The sequence below is a fragment of the Methylobacterium sp. Ger2507 genome (assembly GCF_055231875.1).
Genome location: NZ_JBUYVC010000001.1, coordinates 1509850 through 1526231, shown reverse-complemented (window position 1 = coordinate 1526231; position 16382 = coordinate 1509850). Strand labels below are relative to the sequence as shown.

The window sequence follows — 16382 nt, the reverse complement described above, 5'->3', positions numbered from 1 at the left end:
TCCCGAAAGTGGCAGCGTCCGTCCGGCGTATCGGTCATGGACGCAGCTTGAACGCTGCGCTTTACGGCTCGGTAAACGAAATGCGAAAGCGATGCATTCAGTTCGAGGCACCGTCGAGTCAAGGTTGAGAAATGACGTCTGCGCAGGGCGAAGCTCCGGAATTCATCGTCGTCGGCGAAGGGGGAAAGGCACGACGAATCGCGGTGCGATGCCGGGCCGGCGATGGCTCCCCGATCGTCTGGCTCGGAGGCTTCCGCTCCGATATGGGCGCGACGAAGGCGATGGCGCTCGATGCTTGGGCCGAACGGAATGGACGTGCATTCCTCCGATTCGATTATACTGGGCACGGTGAATCGGACGGTGTTTTTGCCGAGTCTACCCTTTCGACGTGGCTTGCGGACGCCCAAGCGGTAATCGCAACCTTCGCGCCGAAGCGCCCGCTGCTGGTCGGATCATCGATGGGTGGGTGGATCGCCTGCCTTGTCGCGCAGGCACTCACGCAACAGCAGAGGCCGCCATCGGGGCTCGTTCTCATAGCCCCGGCGCTGGATTTCACACAGGACCTGCTCTGGGAGCGTTTCAGCCCGGATATCCGCGCCACGATCGAACGAGACGGGGCTTGGTTCAGGCCCAGCGCCTATGATCCGTCCCCGGTGCCGATTACCAAAGCCCTCATCGCGGACGGACGAAGGCACCGCTTGCTTGGCAATGCCTTCGATCCAGGCTGTCCGGTTCACATCCTGCAGGGCATGGACGATCCCGATGTTCCCTATACGCACGCCTTGAAGGTGGTCCAATCCCTGCCGAAGGCCGGCACGCTGCTCACCCTCATCGCCGACGGAGACCACCGGCTGTCCCGACCGCAAGATCTCGCACGGCTGGTTAGGGCAGTGACCGACATGTCAGCCTAGTGAAGACTGACCGTGTACAGATCGTTGGCTGCGGCATTGGCCACGATCGCATCGCGCGAATCGGCCAACAGGATCGGCGCGCCGCTGGCGGACAGGAGAGCGAACAGGTCGAGACCAGGCGTGAGATCGGGAGCCTGCGGGAAGATGCGCTTCACCTCATCGGATCGGATAGCGCGCACATAGGCAATGTGCCCCTCACCCAAAGCCGCCAGATCGGCCGCGTTGAACTCGGCCGGGTCGAGATCGGCCTCGGTGATCGGATTGGTGTTGAACTCGGTCATGGACTGCCCTCCTTCTTGGCAGAGCGGTACACCGGGATCGCTTCCCGGTGGTCTATATGCGTTGAAGCCCCCGACATCACACCTCGTCGCGGGATGCGATGGCGATCTTGCGCACGATCCGGTCCGGCTCAGGCCGGGTCAGGTCGATGGAAAGCAGGCCGTTGGATAGATCGGCACCCATCACCTCCATGCCGTCGGCAAGCAGGAAGGCCCGCTGAAACTGTCGCGCTGCGATGCCGCGATGGAGGAACTGCCGGGTCTTGTCGTCCACCTGCCGACCCCGCACCACGAGTTGGCTCTCCTCGAGCATCACATCGAGTTGATCGCGGGTGAAGCCTGCGACTGCGAGGGTGATGCGAAGACGCTCTGGCTGTTGCTCGGTGCGTGGCAGCCGCTCGATGTTATAGGGCGGATAGCCGTCATTAGCCGCCTTCGACACGCGGTCGAGGGCCTGCTCGATTTCGTCGAAACCGAGAAGAAAGGGATGTCCGAACGGAGAGGGCCGAGTCGTCACAAACGCATGTCCTTCCAGCGAAGCCCGAAACATTGTTTCATGAGGCACTTCGGTGATCGGGGCCCGCCTGCGCAGCACCCCTCCCGGAGATCGCTCACCGGTCACAGCGATATGGAGGTGGCTGCTGGGTGCATCAAGGGTCTGATGCATCAAGGGCTTGATGCATCCCGGGTCTGGCCGGGATGCGTCATCTGCCTGACTTGGCAGAGGGTTGGGTATTCTCGGCATCTTGCTTCAGGATATTGTGGCACAGCGTAAGCTTGGACATTGGAAGGCCGACGAGTAACAGTTTGGAATTCCTCTGATATTCGGCCCTGACCTTGATCTACGGTCACGATCTCGGATATGCCGGCCTCGCACGACGAGCGCCCCGAACGCGGTCTTTCGACCTCGTTCTATGGCGCATGTCGAATCGAACCCGTGCCATTCCGGTCTGTCACGACTGATTGTCGAGCCGGAACCGCGTGCAGGCGTCGGGAGCGTCGCGGAGGGCGACGGGCCCCTTGAATGGAGTGCACGGCGTGATCGGAGAACGGCCTTTGCAAACTATCAAGACATGTGCAGCGCGGCACCTCGTGTCAGGCCTCGCCTCCCTGACGATGCTCGCCGGCTTCGGCGGCGCGGCGATGGCTCAGGACAAGGCCGCAGCACAGGACAGCAAGGGACCTGTTCTGAAGCTGGAATTGAACCGCCTGGAACCGGCGGGTGAGTCGTGCCGGACCTACCTCCTGGTCGATAACAGCCGAGGCCAGGCACTGAAATCCTTGAAGGTCGATCTCTTCGCGTTCGACAATGACGGGATCGCTCAAAAGCGCTTGGCCGTGGAACTCGGCCCCGTTCAGGACCGCAAGACGATGGTTCGCCTGTTCGACTTCCCTGCGATTGCCTGCCCGAAGATCAGCCGGGTCCTTCTCAACGATGTGCTCTCCTGTGAGGGCGGCGACGCCAGTCGCGAAACCTGCCTCGAGCGGATCGAGACCGAGAGCAAAACGGCAGCGACGTTCACGCGCTGAGCGGCGCCCTTCTTCCTATCGTCAGCAACCCGCACGCACCGAGAGAGCCCGCCATGGACCCGACAGCCGCGCCGGCCGGAGTCGCCCACGACTTATCCTTCTTCGGACTGTTCCTGCAGGCCGATCCGATCGTGAAGGGCGTCATGCTCCTGCTCGTGGTCGCCTCGATCGCGTGCTGGACCGTCGTGTTCGAGAAGATCGTACGGGTTGCGGCCGCCAAGCGTCAGGCTCGCGCCTTCGATGCCCTGGTGCGCTCCGGAGGCGCGCTGGAAGCCTCCGGTGGTGGCATCGACGCCCAGATCACGGGAGCTGCCGTCGAGGCTTGGCGCGATCAGGATGCCACCGAGACCCGTGCCGAGCGGCGCGATCGTATCGAGCGCGCGATGCGGGCCGCCCTGACTTCACGCATCAAGCACTTGCAGACCGGGCTACCGTTGCTGGCCACCGCCGGCTCGACGGCGCCGTTCATCGGTCTGTTCGGCACGGTGTGGGGCATCATGAATTCGTTCTCGTCGATCGCGAAGAGCCAGGATACCTCCCTCGCCGTCGTAGCCCCCGGCATCGCCGAGGCACTGTTCGCAACGGCCATCGGCCTCATCGTCGCCATCCCGGCGGTCATGGCCTACAACAAGCTCATCAACGATGTCGGCCGGGTTCAGTCGAGCTTCATTTCGACCATCGGAATTCTCGGCAACCGACTCGCCCGCGACCGGACTGTCCACGGACGCGCCGCCGCAGCGGAATGACGGTGCGGATTGCAGCGGTGATCTCTCGGGCCTGATCGGGTTCCAGGTCAATTCAGAGCCGTTTCGGTACCACGACAGCGCCGATTCAGACACAGCAATCTCTGCGATGGGCCGGCTTACGGTCGTCCACCCTGGCCCCGGAGGGCCGCTTCACGATGGCAATGGGTTCGATCCGCGCCGGCGGCGGCGATGACGAGGATGGCCTCGACGCGGCGCCGATGTCCGAGATCAACGTCACCCCGATGGTCGACGTCATGCTCGTGCTGCTCATCATCTTCATGGTAGCCGCGCCCCTGATGACGACGGGCGTGCCGGTACAGCTCCCGAAAACGACCGCTCAGAAGGTAGCGCAGGCCCAGAAACCGCTCGAGATCTCCATCGATAAAGATGGCAAGCCTTATCTCGCCAAGGAAGAACTGTTCCCGGATACGATCCTGCCACGTCTGCGGACATTGGCAGCGCAGGATCCCAACCAGGTCATGCTGGTGCGCGGGGATCGCGACGTCCCCTATGGTCGGGTCATGGAAGTGATGGGGCTCGTCGGACAGGCGGGATTCTCCAAGGTCTCGCTGATCGCGCAATCACCCGGCGGCGCGCTGCCCTCGGCACCGGCGGCCCCTGCCCCTGCCGCCGCCAGCGGAACGCCACGCTGATCTCATGAGTGTCCTTCAACCCCCGAGCGCCTTCGCAACGACACGCGTCCCGGAGCGGCAAGGCCCATCCGGCCTCGCCTATGCCTTCCTGGTCGCTCTCGCGCTGCACATCGCGGCTCTCGTCGGCATGATGGTGTTCGGCGCCGCGCCAACGGCACCTCCTGGCGAAAACATCGTCACGATCGATCTCGCCCCGCAGATGACGGAGGCAGATACACAGTCGCCAGCCGAGCAAGCCGCGTCGAGCCCGGCTCCGCCCGAAGCGAACCCCGTCGAAACACCGGAAGCCGAGCCGGTGGTGAAGCCGATGGAGACGACGGAGGTCGCCCCACCGGAAGCCACCACGCCGCCGCCACCGGACGCGACACCCGTCGCCCCGGAAGCCACCACGATGGCCGAGCCGACGGATGCGCCGGTGCAGCCACCGGTGGAGGCGGTGGCGGAGCCGCCGCCGGAGGATCAGGTCATCACCTCGTCGGCGCCGGAAGCGCCCGCGCTGGCTCCGCCGCCACCCACCGTCGCTGTCGCTCCCAAGCCAACGGAAATCGAGAAGCCTAAGCCCGACCAGGCCAAGATCCTCGAAGCCAAGCGGGAGGCGAAGCGCAAGGCCGACCGTGAGGCTCGCCTGAAGGCAGAGCAAGAGGAGCGGCGCGAAGCAATTGCCGACGCGCGGCGCGAAGCCGCCAAAGAGGCGAAGGCCAAGGCCGCAAAGGAAGCGGCCCGCCGTGCGGCCGCGACCGCTAGCCAGGGGCGTGCGCAGCAGAACTCCGCGTCCGCGTCCCGTCAGAGCAGTGCCGGCGCTGCCGCTGGTGGCAACGACCCGAACGCCCTACGCGCTTGGCAGGGTATGCTGAGCTCCGCCATTCGCGGCCGGATGAACGCCAATGCGGCGGCGGGGACCAGCGGTGGCGTCGCTGTGGTGCGATTCACCGTGTCCCGCTCCGGGCAGGTTCTGAGTGCGGGCCTCGCCAGCAGCAGCGGCATCGGTGCGATCGACAGCGCAGCCCTGGCGACCGTACGCGGCTCGCTTCCGCCCGCCCCCGCCGGCATCACTCTGAGCAGCTTGGCCGTGACCGTCCCGCTGCGCTTCAGCCCAGGGCGGTAATCAAGGTGTCCGGTAATAGGCGCTGATCATGCCGGTGTGGTTCACCAGCGACACACATTTCGGAGATTCGCGGGTCCTGCGGATCGACAAGCGTCCCTATCCGGACCTTGCGGCTCACGACGCAGCCTTGATCGCCGCCTGGAGTGCCGTGGTGAAGCCGGAGGATGAGGTCTGGCATCTCGGCGACTTCGCTCTCGGCCCTTCGGACACCCGCATCGCCGAGATCCTCGCATCCCTTCCCGGGACCAAGCACCTGATCGTTGGCAACAACGATGGGCCTGGCACGCTGCGCGCATCAGACTGGACGTCGGTTTCACACTACGCCGAACTCACCGTCGATGACCGTCGCCTCGTTCTCTGCCACTACGCCTTTCGCACTTGGAACGGGATCGGGCGGGGGGCCATCAATCTGCATGGGCACTCGCACAACCGCCTGAAGCCCATACCCCGACAGTATGATGTCGGAATTGACGCTCAGGGTCCTGCTCCGGTCAGTCTTGCAGCGATCCTGGCCTCCCGCCGCAAGCGGACGGCAGTGCACAAAAGCGTGGAACCTTAGCGACGGGTGCGCCGTTTCCGAAACCTGAACGCAGGACGAGCAGCGCAATGCCTATTTCGTTTTGGGCCAAGCCAACTCTCAACTTGCGGACACTCTCGAACGATCCGTGAATTCAATTCACCGGCCGCACGCCCCAGTGTCCACATCTCAGGTGTTTCCATGCGTCACCCGCTTCGACTTACGCTCGGCACGATGCTCCTTATCAGTCTCGCGGCTCCTGCCCTCGCAGCCCCTGCCTGTCTCGATGCGCAGCGCAAAGTCGATGAGGCCAACGCGCTCCGCTTCCAGTTCCGCCAAGAGGCTCGGCTCGGCAACCACGATCGCGCCTGTGACACGCTGGACGAGATTGGAGACCGCTATGCGGATGCCCGGGATGCATTCGAGGATTGCGGTGCCGGCGTCGTCGCTATCGACCTGCGCAGTGAAACTCGCGCTCTGCGGGCTGCCAAAGCTGCGCACCGCTGCTGACTGACAGGGTGCGGACCCGCACGCCCTTCCGGACCCGAACGATGCACCTTCCCATCCCACCCGGCCGATGATTCGCCGCCGCCAAGGTCAGCCCTGATGAACACCACCGCCGACGTAAACGCCCTTCACCGTAACCCGGCCATCGGCCCGTCCTTCGCGGCAGCCCTGTGCGGCTTCCTCAGCACCACCGTGGCGACCACGATGGTGATGTTCCTGATCAGCAGCATCTGACTACCCGGCCCCTCCCGCCTTCAGGGAGCGACAAACCAGAACCGACGCTTTGAGAACAGCATGTCGGGCTGTCCAACGGTCGCCAGCGGGCGACAGGCGGGATCAAGGCGGTTGGTGCCCGGAGATTTGGCTGCCGGCATCAGGAGCGCATTCGAGACGGGAAACAGTCCCAGCTTGGCCTGGACGCTCGGATGTCGGACGGCCGAGATCGTGACCAGCCCGACCAGGAGGCCGCCCGCCATCGTCCCCAGAATGAAGTTCATCATGATGGTGGAATCCGGCGCCCTTCGCGTGGTCTGCGCGGGCGCGACTCTTCCCTCGCCGCTCATCTCGGCATGATTACGGCATAGGTTGATATTACGATCCCTTAATCATCGGCTGCCTAAGGTCGCCTCCGCTGCCCCGAATCGGGCTTGCGCACCTTGAGGGAGGATCGAGCGATGTCGTACGGGGCCAGCGCCTATGCCCGGGTTTCACAAACGGCGTTGTCGCCGCGCGAAGCGGAAGCCGCCGTGCTGATCAAGGCTGCGACCCGACTTCAAGCCATCCAGTCGGATTGGTCCAATCAGGCACCGGGGCTCAGTGAGGCCCTGAACTTCAACCAGAAGGTCTGGACCATCATCGCTGGGGCCGCCACTGCTCCAGAGAGCCCGCTGCCTGCTGAGATCAAGAACAGCATTGCCGAACTCTCGACCTTCGTCTTCAAACGGATGATCGATACGTTGATCGACCCGACCGCCGAGAAGTTGTCCGCCCTCATCAGCATCAACCAGAATATCGCCGCCGGCCTCCGCATGTAGGCTGACGGCGGCGTGCTCATGCCGCACGAAAGAGCCCGCCGCTTCCCAGCGGTGGGCTCTTCCGATTCCTGCGGCAAGCTCCGAAATTCAGCGGTTCGTCGACGGATCGGGATTGGCTGGGGGCACCAACCGTTCCGCTAGCGACTGCTCATATTGGATCAGGTCCTTGCAGCGCTTCAGGGCTCGGTACAACTCGCCCTGCGCGATGAAATCGTGAATGTCGCGGAGATAGGGCGCCATGCTCGGCGCGGCCGCCATCAACGCATTGGCCTGGGTGATGAACAGGTCCTCCGCTTCGGGCGTGCTGTCCGCAAGATACAAGACCGTCAGTGTGACGTAGAGGCGCTTACAGGCCGTATCGGCCTCGCTCTCCAGGATGATGTCGCTCTCTCGCAGAAACTTGGTCACGGTCTCGATGACGAAGCTGGAGCGACGCGATCCATTGCGAATTGCCGTGCCGCCAATGAGCAGACGCTCGAACGGCTTGAGTTCGATCTTCAGGGGCATGGCGCTACTCGTTGCGGATCTGGGAGCATACTCGCCCAGTATGGTTAACAGAACCTAAAGAAGATGATGCGGGCGGATCGCCAAATAATTGATATATCTTGCTATTTTCAACATTCGCCACGTTTGACCGAGCTCATTAACAGTTCGTTCACGAGGCTCATTAAGTCGATTGCAAGGGATCGATGGTCATCTGCGGTCGCCTCCAAAAACGGAGGCGCACCGATCAGAATGGATCGACCATCATGTCTTCAGGCGTCACCCTCACCGCTGCCACACGCCAGAACCTGCTTTCGCTGCAGGGAACTGCGGACCTCCTATCCAGCACCCAGAACCGGCTCTCGACGGGCAAGAAGGTCAACTCGGCCCTCGATGACCCGACGAGCTTCTTCACCTCTCAGGCCCTGTCGGGCCGGTCGGGCGATCTTGGTTCGCTGCTCAACGGTATCTCGAACGGCGTCCAGACCATCCAGGCTGCCAACCAAGGCATCACCTCAATCCAGAAGCTGGTCGACTCGGCCAAGTCCACTGCCAACCAAGCGCTGGCCGACAAGAGCTCGGTCACGAACGGAACCCCGGCGACCGCCGCAATCCTGACCGCCGTCACCGGCTTTCAGGGCACCACGACGGCCGCCACCGACGGCACGCAGGACTTCTCCGGCACCCGGAATGCAGTTTTCACTGTCGGCGACGGTACCAATTCGACGACTATCACGCTCGACGCTTCAACGCTGGGCGGTGTCACAAACAATGTGTCCAAGGTCACGGCAGACGACGTCGTAAAAGCTATCAATAATCAGATCTCGAACGAAGCTGGGCCTGCTGCGGTCACCGCTTCCAAGACCACGGACGGCCGCATCGTATTCACTTCGAACGCGACAGGCTCGGCTTCTCAGGCCATCGTGACCAACACGACTGGCAACGAGGTCGACATCGGCTTTGGCACTGGAACTGCTGCTCAGACGGCCACGGGTGCAGCCGCGAAGAACAGTGCGACAGCCGCTGTCGTGTCCGGTGAGGCAATCGCTGCCGGGCCCTTCGATTTCTCCGGTGCTGCCCTCGCTCCCACCTTCGAGATTCAGCTCGGCTCAGGTCCCAAAAAGACCATCACCGTCGCCGACGGCGCGACGGCAAACGCGACCACACAGACTGAAATCGCGGCGTCGATCAACGCTCAGCTCAATGCCGATACCGGGTTTGCTGGAAAAGTCTCTGCCAGCTTCGTGTCCAATCGGCTTACCTTTACGACGACTGCAACCGGCTCATCCGAAAGCGTCAGCATCGGGAACGCAGCCGGCTTCAACCTCGGCTTCGGCACTGCTGGTTTGACAGCTGCGGCGAAAGTCGGCGTCGGTGAAGGCTCGGCCAGCGGCACCAACGCGACCCGGACCTCCCTCGCCAAGCAGTTCAACACCCTGCTCGACCAGATCACTCAGCAGGCCAAGGACTCGAGCTACAACGGCATCAACCTGTTGTACCGTTCGGGCACTGACGCGAAGGAAAACTCGCTGAAGGTGACTTTCAACGAGACCGGCTCTTCAAGTCTCAGCATTGAGGGTTCCAAGCTCGACTCGGATGGACTGGGCCTCACCTCGGTAACTGGCGGTTTCCAGTCGGATGATGAGATCAACAAGGCACTGACGGCAATCACCCAAGCCACCAGCCAGCTTCGTGCCCAGTCCTCGACCTTCGGCTCCAACCTCTCGGTGGTGCAGAACCGTCAGGACTTCTCGAAGAACCTGATCAACATCCTCGACACTGGCTCGGCCAACCTGACGAACGCGGACCTCAACGAGGAAGCCGCCAACTCGCAGGCCCTGTCGACCCGCCAGTCGATCGGCATCTCGGCCCTCTCGCTCGCCAACACGGCGCAGCAGGGTATCCTGCAGCTCCTTCGCTAAGGGATGAGCCCGTCGCCGGCCTTCGGGCCGGCGCTTTCTCCATCTATCCATCGAACCGTATAAAAAAGGCCGGGGCTCATCGCCCCGGCCTTTTTTTCGTTTGGGTCGGCGCTTCGGCTCAAGCCGTAAGGTCGAGCGGACGAGCAGATAGCTTGGCCCGGGCCTCGGCTGCCTCGGCATAGGCGCGGGCCTTGAGCACCACCGGGTCCGGCAGTTGTATCACCACGTCACCCGAGGCCGGATCGACTTCCTGATAGATCACTGTCTTGGTGTCCTGGTCGATCCGGATACGCGGCTCCATCGCGGCCTGAGCCGCTCGTGGGGTTCTGGCGTCCTCGTCCGGTTCAGGAGCCCGTGCCGTCCCGATCCGGGCATCGGAACTCTGGTCCTGACTGCGGATATCGACCTTGACCGCAGGCGCAAGGGGAGCTGGAGCCTGGACAGGCTGAACGGGAGAGATCGGGGCCGGCGTTGCGCCGATGACGTAGGATGCTGGCGTCGCGCCTAGGCTGGGGATCGACATCGCACGCTCCTGCGGTCGGCTGTTGCGGTCGTCGTCTAGACACGACGTGCGACGTGAATGGGATCTTAAGGAATCCGTTCGGGCGCGAGGATCTTGATCCGCAAGCTCAAGCCGACAATAAATTCAGCACTTGAATTTTAACGACCCATCAGATCTCGATCGCACCAACTCCGTGAGGGTCGAAGGCTACGCTCTTAATAATCGCGAAGACGGGTGTGCCGGGCGCGAGGCTAAGGTCCTGAACGGAGGCCCGCGTCAGGCGCGCGGAGAGTACGGCACCGCTGCAATCCACCTCCACCAGCACGGCACCCTCGGCCTGATCATGAAGGGCCGAGACGTGGCCGCTCAATCGATTGCGGGCGCTCAGGCCCCGCGGATCGTCAAGAGAGAGCAGAACGTCGCGGGCAGGCACGTGGATTCGTACGGTGGTTCCGACCGCCTGGCTCAGACGTGGCACCAGCAGGCGCCCTGCACGGCCGGAGAGACGTGTCAGCCCGGCATTCGGCACGTCCGCCTCCACCACCATGTCGAGGAGCGCGCCGGCCTGGGCGGCATGAAAGGCGCCGAGGTCACCCCGTCGCAGGATGGCCTCGGCGGGTCCGGCGGCGGCGATTCGGCCGCCCTCCAACACCACGATGGTGTTGGCGAGCCGGGCGACCTCGGAGACCGCATGGCTGACATACACGATGGGGAGGCCGGCAATGTCGCGCAGGCGTTCGATCAAGGGCAGGATCTCGGCCTTGCGCTCGGCATCGAGGGCGGCCAGCGGTTCATCCATGAGAAGAAGGCGGGGCCGCGACAGCAGCGCCCGACCGATCGCGACCCGTTGGCTTTCGCCACCGGAGAGACCCACGACCTGTCGGTCGAGGAGGTGGCCGATGCCCAGAAGATCGATCACCGCCCCCGGTTCGAGCCCGGCGGCATCGCGCAGCCCGCGCGCGAACCAGCGCCCATAGGCGAGGTTCCGCCGCACCGAGAGGTGGGGTATCAACCGCGCCTCCTGGAAAACCGTTCCGATCCGACGCCGATGCGTAGGCACATGGATGTTGCGGACCGTGTCGAGGAGGATTTGATCGTCCAGGGCAATCCGGCCCCGGTCCGGCCGTACCAGCCCGGCCATGCAGGCGATCACCGTGCTCTTCCCCGAGCCTGAGCGGCCGAACAGAACGGTCAGCCCAGGAGGCGCCGTGAAGGCCGCGTCGAGGTGGAAGGCGTCCCGCTTGAGGGCGAGATCCACCGTGATCGTCATGCCCCCCCGCCTCCTCTCGCCATCTGCTCATGACCTTGGCCCAGCCGACGCCCGAGCCTGCGGGCGAGAAGCTCCGAAATGAGCAAGGCCCCCATCGAGATGGCCACCGAGATCAGGGTGAGACGTAGGGCGCCCGCTTCGCCACCGGGCACCTGGGTCAGCGTATAGATCGCCGACGGCAGGGTCTGGGTCTCGCCGGGGATATTCGACACAAAGGTGATGGTCGCCCCGAACTCCCCCATCGCCTTGGCAAAGGCCAGGACCGTGCCGGCCAACACACCCGGTAGAGCGAGCGGCAGAGTTACGGTGAGAAAGACGGCGAAGGGGCTGGCGCCCAGGGTCGCGGCGGCTTGCTCCACTCGACGATCCACGGCCTCCAGGGACAGGCGCATGGCCCGAACCATCAGGGGGAAGCCCATCACGGCGCAGGCTAGTGCTGCTCCGGTCCATCGGAAGGAGAGCACGATGCCGAACTCGGCCAGCATGCTCCCGAAGGTACCCCGTCGCCCGAAGGCGAGAAGGAGGAGGTAACCCGTCACGACGGGCGGCAGGATCAGCGGCAGATGGACCAGACCATCGAGAAGCGCACGCCCCGGAAAGCGCTTCCGCGCCAGCACCCAGGCGATCGCAAGCCCTGGGACGAGGCTTGCCAAGGTGGCGACGGACGCGACGCGCAGGCTCAGCGCGATCGCGCTTCCCTCGTCCGGAGTCAGGCCGAACATGTCCAGGAGCGGATTGACCAAGGCTCAGTGGACCCGGATCGGACCGGTTAGGTCCGATTCTCCACGCCGATAACCGAGAACCCCTGGCGTTCGAAGAATACCCGTGCGGCCGGACTGCGCAGATAGGCGAGGAAATCCGCTGCGTCCGGGTTGGTTGAAGCCTTGGTGAGGGCGACCGGATAGATCACGGGCGGGTGGCTCGCGGCCGGAAACGCAGCGATGACCTTGACGCTCGTGTCCGAGATCGCATCCGTTGCATAGACGATGCCGAGGGGTGCCTCGCCGCGGGCGACGAGAAGGAGAGCGGCGCGGACATTCTCGGCCTGAGCAACCCGGTCCTTCACGCTGTCCCATGCCCCAAGCGTTTCGAGGGCGGCCTTTCCGTATTTTCCCGCCGGGACCGCTTCGACATTACCCATGGCGATGCGTCCCTCACCCAGAGCCTTCGTGAGGTCGAGACCCGGCTTGAGATCGACGGTGAGAGACGAGTCCTTCGGCGCGATCAGCACCAAGGCATTGCGCAGAAGGCTGGTGCGGGTCGAAGCCTGAATGCTGCCCTTGACCGCCCCGTAGTCCATCCAGGCAAGATCGGCGGAGAAGAACAGATCGGCAGGCGCGCCAGCCTCGATCTGCTTGGCCAGAGCGCTGGACGCTGCATAGGAAATCCTGACGGTCTTTCCCGTGGCCTTCGTCCAGGCCCCGCTAACATCATCCAGCGCGTTCTTCAGGCTGGCGGCCGCGAAGACCACCACCGGCGCCTCGGCACACGCAGGGGTTCCGCCGACTCCCAGGACCAGGCACAGGATCGCACCGAGCCACGCCCGCCGAATCTGCACCATCACCCTGTCTCCCGTTGCCAGCCAAGCCGATCCGGCAGGTCGGCCATAGCATGGTTCGGAACAACGCCGTCAGTTGCCGCGATCTTCGTCCTCCGAGGGCGAACGCTCCGAACGGTGCAGACGGCTCAGCAGAACCAGCATCGAACCGGGAAGTGGCCCCGTCAGAGTTTCGGCATCCGAAAAGATGCCCCGATCGCGAACGAGGCGACGGCGGGCCTTGGACTTTTCTGCGAGGACGACCGGCGTTCGACCGCCGGTTCTTCTGATTTTCATACGCACAACGCACGCTCCGAAACCGACGTGAGCCTGGAGAAGCCACAGCAAACGCAGATCTCACGCTTCCGTTCCGGCCAAGCTTCCGCGCCTGGTGGCGGCGGGACGTCGCGGGTGATAGAGCCCCGGGCATGCTCGAAGGCCTGCCCCCCCACCGCCCGACCCATGTGCTCCGCCTCCTCACCGATGAGGGCTCGGCGCGCGCGATGACCGATCTTCTCGGCGAGATGTTCGACCCGACTCAGACGGCGGTGGCCGCCTTCGAGGCGGAGGACGGACAGACGTGGAGGCTGGAGGCCTACTTCGCCGACGCCCCGGACGAGGACATGATCCGCGACTTGATCCGGCCCGTGGTGGGTGAACAGGCGGATGTCGCGAGCTTCGAGACCATCGATCAGCAGGATTGGGTTCGTGCATCCCTGGAAGGCCTGAAGCCCGTGCGGGCCGGACGCTTTCTCGTTCATGGCAGCCACGACCGCGACACGGTGCGGGCGAACGATCTTGCCATTGAGATCGAGGCGGCGCTGGCTTTCGGGACCGGCCATCACGGTACGACACTCGGCTGCCTCAAAGCCTTGGCGGAGATCCTCAAGCGCGGGCGCCCCGCCCACGTGCTCGATGTCGGCACCGGCACCGGCATCCTGGCCTTCGCGGCGGCCAAGGCGCTTCATACACCGGTCATCGCCGGAGACCTTGATCCCGAAGCGGTGACCACCGCGGTCGGCAACGCCCGCCTCAATGGCCTCGGGCCGGTGCTGCGGCTCTACCAGGGACCGGGTGTCCGCCATGCGCTCGCGAATCGACCGCGCCGGTTCGACGTGGTCTTCGCCAATATTCTGGCGCGTCCCCTGAAGGGCTTGGCACCCTCCCTCACGGCGGTCGTTGCCGATCAAGGTATCCTGATCCTGTCCGGCCTGATCGAGCGCGACGTCCCGGGCGTCCTCTCGACTTACCGCCACCGCGGGTTTCACCTCGCCCGTCATGGCCTGATCGAGGGCTGGGCCACCCTGGTGCTGAAACGTGGCGGCAGCGCCCCACGTCCGCGTCGAGGCTGGTTGCGGCACTCCTGAGCCCGGCGTAACCCTGGGCGCCATGACCCGCGCCCGTTTCCAGACCTTCGACGATCCGAGCCACAGCCAGGGCGCAAGCCGCATCCGGGCCCTCCGCGAGGCCCTGCGTGCAGCCGGGCTCGATGGGTTCGTGGTCCCCCGTGCCGACGAGCATCAGTCCGAATATGTCGCCCCGCAAGCCGAGCGCCTCGCTTGGCTGACCGGCTTCACTGGATCGGCTGGTACCGCCGTGATCCTGCACGATGAAGCCGCGCTCGTCGTCGACGGACGGTATACCCTGCAGGCGCCGGCTCAGGTCGATACCGCCGTCATCACTCCGGTACCGCTGGCCGAGACTCCCGTCTCGGCCTGGGTCGGCGCCCACCTCAAGCCGGGCGAAGTTCTTGCCTACGATCCCTGGCTTCACACGCCCGACAGCGTGGCGCGCCTGGGGCGAGCAGCGGGTAAAGCCGGAGCGACCCTCCGAGCCGTGGAAGCGAATCCTGTCGACAGCGTCTGGACCGACCGACCCGGCTCACCCGCGGGCAGCGTGGTGGTCCATCCCTTGGCGTTCGCTGGAGAGGCCGCAGCCGAAAAGCTCGGTCGCATCCGTGCTGCCCTGGCTGATGTCGATATTGCGGCTCTGGTGATCTCCGATCCGCATAACCTCGCCTGGGCCTTCAACCTGCGCGGCTCCGATGTAGCGCATACGCCTCTGGCGCTCGGCTATGCAGTGGTGCCGCGCGAAGGGCGCGCCGCCCTCTACCTGACGTCACCGAATCTCAGCCCGGAGTTGCGCACCGCACTGGAACCTCTCGCCGACCTTCATCCGCGCGCAGCCTTCGAGGATGGTCTCGCCGCGCAGGCGGCAAACGCCGCCCGTGTCAGGCTCGATGCCGGCACGGCGGCCTACGCCTTGAAGCTTCGTGTCGAGGCGGCCGGCGGGGTGGCTGATCTCGGCTCCGATCCGATCACCGCCATGAAGGCCGTCAAAAATCCATCGGAAATCGCCGGCACCCGGGCGGCGCATCACCGTGATGGCGTCGCGGTCACACGCTTCCTCGCTTGGCTCGATGGCCAGGGCGAGAGGCTGACCGAGATCGCCGCGGTCAAAGCGCTGGAGGATTTTCGTGCGGAGAGCGGCCTTCTCCGCGATGTCTCGTTTCCAACGATCTCAGGCAGCGGCGCCAACGGTGCCATCGTGCACTACCGGGTGAGCCGAGAAACCAACCGACACATCTTGCCCGGCGAGCTGTTCCTGGTGGATTCCGGAGCACAATACGCAGATGGGACCACCGACATCACCCGTACGGTGGCGATCGGCATGCCGTCGGAAGCGATGCAGGATCGTTTCACCCGCGTCTTGAAGGGACATCTGGGCATTGCCCGCGCGGTCTTCCCGCAGGGAACGACGGGTGCGCAGATCGATTCCTTCGCGCGCCTTCCACTCTGGGAAGCCGGGCTCGACTTCGACCACGGGACGGGCCACGGGGTGGGGGTCTTTCTGTCGGTCCATGAGGGGCCGCAGCGCATCGCCAAGACCGGAATGGTCGCCCTCGAACCGGGCATGATCCTTTCGAACGAGCCGGGCTACTACAAGCCGGGCGCCTACGGCATTCGGCTGGAAAACCTCGTCCTTGTCGAAACGCGGACGATATCCGGCGGCGAACGGCCGATGCTCGGTTTTGAGACCCTGACGTTGGCGCCCTTTGATCGGCATCTCATTCGCCTCGATCTGCTGACCCCCGAGGAGCGAGCCTGGATCGACAGCTACCATGCGCGGGTATGTGCCGAACTGAGCCCGGATCTGGACGTTGCAACCCGGAACTGGCTCGAGCAGGCCACGCGGCCATTGACCACTGTCGCTTGAGGCAGAGCCGCACCGGGCAGCAGACATGCACCGACTGTGCGACGATCCTGTCGACTCCGCCTGGCTGTTCCGGCTCGGAAAAATCGGAGACAGAGGGTCTCGCGGCTTCGGCATTTTGTGCCCGCGTGGAACGGACGTAATCTCGCCGCTTCCGGAACCGAATAGGCCCTT

At 64.4% G+C, this 16382-nt stretch carries 20 protein-coding genes; 12 read left to right on the top strand and 8 right to left on the bottom strand.

All coding sequences use genetic code 11. From position 1 onward, the window contains the following. Positions 1-131 precede the first annotated feature (131 nt). Complete coding sequence (locus ACV7NL_RS07090; RefSeq protein ID WP_463355272.1) at positions 132-911, top strand: alpha/beta hydrolase; 780 nt, start codon at positions 132-134, stop codon at positions 909-911. On the opposite strand, the gene ACV7NL_RS07085 is transcribed toward ACV7NL_RS07090, so the two are convergent. Both ACV7NL_RS07085 and ACV7NL_RS07080 read right to left on the bottom strand, forming a co-directional pair. Then, complete coding sequence (locus ACV7NL_RS07085; protein ID WP_056483723.1) at positions 908-1192, bottom strand: BQ00720 family protein; 285 nt, start codon at positions 1190-1192, stop codon at positions 908-910. The genes ACV7NL_RS07090 and ACV7NL_RS07085 overlap by 4 nt on opposite strands. Positions 1193-1268: 76 nt before the next feature. Beyond that, on the bottom strand, positions 1269-1739 hold the full coding sequence (locus tag ACV7NL_RS07080; RefSeq protein WP_056483720.1) for an Hsp20 family protein: 471 nt from the start codon (positions 1737-1739) through the stop codon (positions 1269-1271). A 566-nt stretch (positions 1740-2305) separates the two neighbouring features. On the opposite strand from ACV7NL_RS07080, the gene ACV7NL_RS07075 reads away from it, so the two are divergent. The 7 genes from ACV7NL_RS07075 to ACV7NL_RS07045 all read left to right on the top strand — a co-directional run bounded on the left by ACV7NL_RS07075 (position 2306) and on the right by ACV7NL_RS07045 (position 6481). Then, a complete protein-coding gene (locus tag ACV7NL_RS07075) occupies positions 2306-2719 on the top strand; it encodes a Tat pathway signal protein (RefSeq protein WP_463357070.1) in 414 nt (137 codons plus the stop codon). A 53-nt stretch (positions 2720-2772) separates the two neighbouring features. Next, a complete protein-coding gene (locus ACV7NL_RS07070) occupies positions 2773-3465 on the top strand; it encodes a MotA/TolQ/ExbB proton channel family protein (RefSeq protein WP_463355271.1) in 693 nt (230 codons plus the stop codon). A 155-nt stretch (positions 3466-3620) separates the two neighbouring features. Further along, a complete protein-coding gene (tolR, locus tag ACV7NL_RS07065; protein WP_056178885.1) occupies positions 3621-4118 on the top strand; it encodes a protein TolR in 498 nt (165 codons plus the stop codon). A gap of 4 nt (positions 4119-4122) precedes the next feature. Then, entirely contained in the window at positions 4123-5223 is a 1101-nt protein-coding gene (gene tolA, locus ACV7NL_RS07060; protein ID WP_463355270.1) for a cell envelope integrity protein TolA, read from the top strand. Between the two features lie 28 nt (positions 5224-5251). Beyond that, positions 5252-5782 carry a metallophosphoesterase family protein gene (locus tag ACV7NL_RS07055; protein ID WP_463355269.1) on the top strand — a complete coding sequence of 177 codons (531 nt, stop codon included), beginning with the start codon at positions 5252-5254 and terminating at the stop codon, positions 5780-5782. A gap of 159 nt (positions 5783-5941) precedes the next feature. Further along, a complete protein-coding gene (locus tag ACV7NL_RS07050; protein ID WP_463355268.1) occupies positions 5942-6250 on the top strand; it encodes a hypothetical protein in 309 nt (102 codons plus the stop codon). A gap of 96 nt (positions 6251-6346) precedes the next feature. After that, positions 6347-6481: a hypothetical protein gene (locus ACV7NL_RS07045; RefSeq protein ID WP_274533532.1), complete on the top strand. Its 135-nt coding sequence runs from the start codon at positions 6347-6349 to the stop codon at positions 6479-6481. Between the two features lie 20 nt (positions 6482-6501). Here the strand turns inward: ACV7NL_RS07045 and ACV7NL_RS07040 are convergent, their stop codons facing one another. Then, positions 6502-6747 (bottom strand): hypothetical protein, encoded by a 246-nt coding sequence (locus tag ACV7NL_RS07040; RefSeq protein ID WP_463355267.1) that lies wholly within the window; start codon positions 6745-6747, stop codon positions 6502-6504. A gap of 174 nt (positions 6748-6921) precedes the next feature. Here ACV7NL_RS07040 and flaF point away from each other — a divergent pair, with 174 nt between their 5' ends. Continuing rightward, positions 6922-7281, top strand: a complete 360-nt coding sequence (gene flaF, locus ACV7NL_RS07035; protein ID WP_056483698.1) for a flagellar biosynthesis regulator FlaF — start codon at positions 6922-6924, stop codon at positions 7279-7281. 87 nt (positions 7282-7368) lie between these two features. On the opposite strand, the gene ACV7NL_RS07030 is transcribed toward flaF, so the two are convergent. Next, positions 7369-7788, bottom strand: coding sequence for a flagellar biosynthesis repressor FlbT (locus ACV7NL_RS07030; protein WP_056178867.1), 420 nt, complete (start codon positions 7786-7788; stop codon positions 7369-7371). Between the two features lie 242 nt (positions 7789-8030). On the opposite strand from ACV7NL_RS07030, the gene ACV7NL_RS07025 reads away from it, so the two are divergent. Beyond that, a complete protein-coding gene (locus tag ACV7NL_RS07025; protein ID WP_463355266.1) occupies positions 8031-9686 on the top strand; it encodes a flagellin N-terminal helical domain-containing protein in 1656 nt (551 codons plus the stop codon). A 118-nt stretch (positions 9687-9804) separates the two neighbouring features. Here ACV7NL_RS07025 and ACV7NL_RS07020 read toward each other — a convergent pair whose 3' ends face one another. The 4 genes from ACV7NL_RS07020 to modA form a co-directional block, all read right to left on the bottom strand. Then, the gene (locus ACV7NL_RS07020) at positions 9805-10209 is read right to left on the bottom strand and encodes a hypothetical protein (protein WP_463355265.1); all 405 of its coding nucleotides are present in this window, start codon (positions 10207-10209) and stop codon (positions 9805-9807) included. A 148-nt stretch (positions 10210-10357) separates the two neighbouring features. After that, positions 10358-11458: a molybdenum ABC transporter ATP-binding protein gene (gene modC / locus ACV7NL_RS07015; protein WP_463355264.1), complete on the bottom strand. Its 1101-nt coding sequence runs from the start codon at positions 11456-11458 to the stop codon at positions 10358-10360. Further along, a complete protein-coding gene (modB, locus tag ACV7NL_RS07010) occupies positions 11455-12180 on the bottom strand; it encodes a molybdate ABC transporter permease subunit (RefSeq protein ID WP_056179963.1) in 726 nt (241 codons plus the stop codon). The genes modC and modB overlap by 4 nt, the downstream gene beginning before the upstream one ends. A 47-nt stretch (positions 12181-12227) precedes the next feature. Beyond that, positions 12228-13019: a molybdate ABC transporter substrate-binding protein gene (gene modA, locus ACV7NL_RS07005; RefSeq protein WP_463355263.1), complete on the bottom strand. Its 792-nt coding sequence runs from the start codon at positions 13017-13019 to the stop codon at positions 12228-12230. A 404-nt stretch (positions 13020-13423) separates the two neighbouring features. On the opposite strand from modA, the gene ACV7NL_RS07000 reads away from it, so the two are divergent. Together ACV7NL_RS07000 and ACV7NL_RS06995 are read left to right on the top strand one after the other, a co-directional pair. Next, positions 13424-14362, top strand: coding sequence for a 50S ribosomal protein L11 methyltransferase (locus tag ACV7NL_RS07000; protein ID WP_056178856.1), 939 nt, complete (start codon positions 13424-13426; stop codon positions 14360-14362). A gap of 22 nt (positions 14363-14384) precedes the next feature. After that, positions 14385-16211, top strand: a complete 1827-nt coding sequence (locus ACV7NL_RS06995; RefSeq protein WP_463357069.1) for an aminopeptidase P family protein — start codon at positions 14385-14387, stop codon at positions 16209-16211. The last annotated feature ends 171 nt before the right edge of the window (positions 16212-16382 follow it).